The organism is Nocardioides hungaricus (assembly GCF_054782915.1).
On sequence record NZ_BAAGRO010000062.1, the window covers coordinates 1 to 3,497 of the forward strand.

Genomic DNA, 3,497 nt, shown 5'->3' on the forward strand with positions numbered 1-3,497 from the left:
TCGCTTCTCGCCCCGTGCGAGGGAAGGAACTCAGAGGAGGTGTCTCACCTCAGCCTGACGCACAGGGCACCGGCGCTAGCCCTTGAGTCGCAGATCGGGCACGACGAACCGGGTCACGACCAGCGACGGAGTCCCAAACACGGTCGCTTATTGACCAAGCACTGCGCGCTAGTCGACCGCTCAGGCCTAGCTTCGGCGCGTATGGGTGCAGGCGCGTCGGGGCGCTTCGTTCGGCGCAGTTCCGAAGGGACGCCTGCTGCTCGGACTCATCGAGTCCAAGAAGGTCATCGAGTCTCCGTACGACTTCGGCCTCAAGCGCGAACGTCGCCTGCAGCTGGGACCGGACGCGGCCCCATACCACCCGCTGGGGCACTGAGGCAGCGGCCGACCCATAGAGGCGACGCTTCAGCCGGACCAACTCGAGCTCGAGATGGTGTACCTCGCGCGCCAGCCGGTGTGCCTGCTCGCGGCCTAGGTGCTTGTGGGAGAGACCAACAAGCACACTGCCAGTTGCGCTGGCGTGTCGGCAGGCCCCCACCAAGAAGGCGTCAGAACGCATTTGCACATCGCGCAGCATAGGAGGGAACGAGACCGACGTGGCCAGGACGAACAGCTCGTCGAGCCGGGCTTGTGCGGTGTCGACCGATTCAGTCAGTTTGAGGGACATCTAGGGCTCCTGATCGCCAGGTGGCCCCCATGGTGCGTGCCAACGATCACCGATCCACCACCCCCATGAGTGAACTTGGGGGTGGCCGATCCTGGTCTGTGCCGAAGTGCACCGCTCTAGTTCCGGTGGCTGCGAATGCCGGCGACGGAGACCGACCCGATTCTCGCGCCCATAGCATGAGGCCGGATCCGGCGCTTCCACTAACCCGCAACGCCCAGGGGCTCCGACGCTAGCATAGGGCGCGGCGTTCGGCTGAGGGTCCCGCGGTGGCCTGCTCGAAATTCACGTTCGGTCATCATCCGAGCGGTGCTGCTCAACCAGGGCCACGTCCGTAGGTCCGATGGGCGCATCATGCGCGGCAGCGAGCGACCGCAGATGGGAAGCCTCCGCGGTCGAATCATGGCTCTCGGTGAGAACCGTGATCTGTCTCGTCATCGAAGGGATCGGAAGCGAGGCCACCGTCTGACGGGTGTGCCCCGGTCCGAGCACCCACCACTCTTGATTGTGACCCCTATCACCCTTGGACTCACTCCTTCACGTGAAGAGGGTCGGGGTGCGACCGAAGTCAGACAGCGGCTCAATCGTTGACCGAGTGGGGCAACTGGATGGACCCCACGTCTCAACCAGGAGGTTGACCATGCTCAGACGAGTAGCAGGATGCAGTCGTGATCTTGATCGGCGTGGTCCGGATCGTCGCCGCTTTTGCCCTGAACCTCTTCGGCAAGACCCGCGGCTGCCGACAACCTCACCGTGGATCGCAAGCCGGCGTTCACCGATGCGTCGATCCAGCAGCACGAGCAGGATGCAGCCACCGTGGTCGGGTTCGACCGCGAGATCCAGGACGTGACGGTGCCGTTCCTGGCCGAGCAGCTGGGGATGTCAGCCCAGGAGCTCGCCGGGGTCCTGGCCTCGAACTACCCAGCCGTCGGACGGGTACTCAGCCCGACCGACAACAGCGACGCGCCGTATGCCGATGGCCGCCCTTACCTCGATCACGCAGCGGACTACATGACGGGGGTCGCCACTGCTCTCGAAGGGAACCAGGCCAACTTCAACGGGGCCGCCAACATCCCGGCCTCGTTCCTGCCGACCAAGGGCGTGGCGGTGCTGTTCGTGCTGCTCGGCATCCTCGGTGTGCTCATCGGCTGGCGGGTCTGGAGTACGCCGGGACCCGGCAGCGGCATCGTCCTCGTAGCCGGTCTCGGGATCATCGTGATCGTGGCTCCGCTGGTCCTTGGGCTGGTGGGCAAGACCGCGAAGCTCGACAAGCTGATGGGGAACTTCGATGCCGTGTTCGCTCACTCAGGGCCGGCCAGCATCAGCGAGTCAGGCCTACCTCGCCGCGGTCCGGGCGGCCGACGTCGAGCTCGAGACCAAGGTCGTCCGTGACCTCCCGGACCTTCTGGGCGCCACGCCTGTCGCGGTGGTCGAGGCACTCAAGGTCAACTCCCCGGTCGTCTCGACCGGTCTGCTGGAGAAGGACCAGGCCAACCCGGGAGGTCTCGGTCGTCGGCGGTATCCTCGACCGGTGGGACGCGCTCGCCGGCGTTGTGCACGACAACATCTCCGACTTCCAGAAGACCGACGACATCCCGGGGCTGGCGCTCGCCGCGAAGGTGGCGCCGTGGTTGCTGATCGGGCCCCGCCTGCTGCTGGCGGCGTACTTCATCTGGGTGCCGAGTGCCGTAGGAGTCTCCCGTGCTGTGGCGAGCGACAAGGAGTCGGCCGGCGTCTGAGCTCGGCTTCACCCGAGACTGAGCCACTCGGCGTTCTACAGTGGTTCAACGGTCCGGGTTCCCACACGGGGACCCGGACCTCGTCTTCCAGCTCCAGCTCTCCCGCGACCTGAGCGTTCGCCTAATCCGGCAGCGGGGCGCGGTGCCTCCCAGGGGAGGATCACGCCTGTGCGTGTCCATGTCCTGCGCCGCCCGGCGTTGCTGCCTTTAGCCGCCTGCGAACGGCGGCAGCAGTTCGACGACGTCGCGATTCACGAGGTGGAGCTGCCGTGCGGATCCTCTGTCTTGTCGGCGGTCGCCGACCAGGATGCTGCAGATCTCCAGGAGGGCGGTGAAGCGCCGGTCTGGATGACGGACAGCGATCTCGGCCAATACGTCCGCGAGGGTGGCGCCCACCACGGTCTCCTCCGCGACCCCGGTGAGTGCCTTGATCGCGCCCCAGTAGCGCACGGTGACGGTGGCTCTCCGCCCGGTCACGACTTGACCGTCCGCTTGCAAGTGCTTCGCTTGTCCGACCACCCCAGGGAGTATGTCGTGAGATGCATGTCGTCCGTGTCGGACCGGCCGCTTGACCCCGCCGCCGTTCTCGATGAGCTTGGCGACACGCCCGACGCCGGCGCCGTCGTCCTCTTCTCAGGGGTGGTGAGGGACCACGACGCGGGCCGGACCGTGAACCGACTGGAATACGAGGGACATCCGACCGCTGACCAGGTCTTGGAGGAGGTCGTCCGCGAGGTACTCAGCCGCCATCCGGAGGTGCGCGGGGCCGCAGCCCACCACCGGGTCGGGTTGTTGGCCATCGGCGATACCGCGATGGTCGTGGTGACCTGCGCTGCGCACCGCCAGGCGGCCTTCGCCGCCACCGCTGACGTGGTCGAGGAGGTCAAGGCTCGCCTGCCGGTCTGGAAGCGACAGGTCTTCACCGATGGAACTGAGGAGTGGGTGAACTCGGCCTGAGTTGGACGGGAGGTCGCTGGAGCCTTCATCGCCCCCACTGTCGTCGGATCCGGGCCCGGTCGGGTGCCCAGAGGAATGATCAGAACCTGTGGATGGCTCTCGGTGGGGTGACGTGAAGCGGGCGCACCTCCCGAGCA

The 3,497-nt window shown here is 66.4% G+C and carries 4 protein-coding genes; 3 read left to right on the forward strand and 1 reads right to left on the reverse strand.

Annotated features, from left to right (window positions below; all coding sequences use genetic code 11):
• Positions 1-1,417: 1,417 nt before the first annotated feature.
• Complete coding sequence (locus ACYVKX_RS21635; protein ID WP_460835766.1) at positions 1,418-2,056, forward strand: hypothetical protein; 639 nt, start codon at positions 1,418-1,420, stop codon at positions 2,054-2,056.
• A 161-nt stretch (positions 2,057-2,217) separates the two neighbouring features.
• Positions 2,218-2,403, forward strand: coding sequence for a hypothetical protein (locus ACYVKX_RS21640; RefSeq protein ID WP_460835767.1), 186 nt, complete (start codon positions 2,218-2,220; stop codon positions 2,401-2,403).
• Positions 2,404-2,610: 207 nt separating this feature from the next.
• Here ACYVKX_RS21640 and ACYVKX_RS21645 read toward each other — a convergent pair whose 3' ends face one another.
• Positions 2,611-2,880, reverse strand: coding sequence for a MoaD/ThiS family protein (locus ACYVKX_RS21645; RefSeq protein ID WP_460835768.1), 270 nt, complete (start codon positions 2,878-2,880; stop codon positions 2,611-2,613).
• A 30-nt stretch (positions 2,881-2,910) separates the two neighbouring features.
• On the opposite strand from ACYVKX_RS21645, the gene ACYVKX_RS21650 reads away from it, so the two are divergent.
• On the forward strand, positions 2,911-3,360 hold the full coding sequence (locus ACYVKX_RS21650; protein ID WP_460835769.1) for a molybdenum cofactor biosynthesis protein MoaE: 450 nt from the start codon (positions 2,911-2,913) through the stop codon (positions 3,358-3,360).
• The last annotated feature ends 137 nt before the right edge of the window (positions 3,361-3,497 follow it).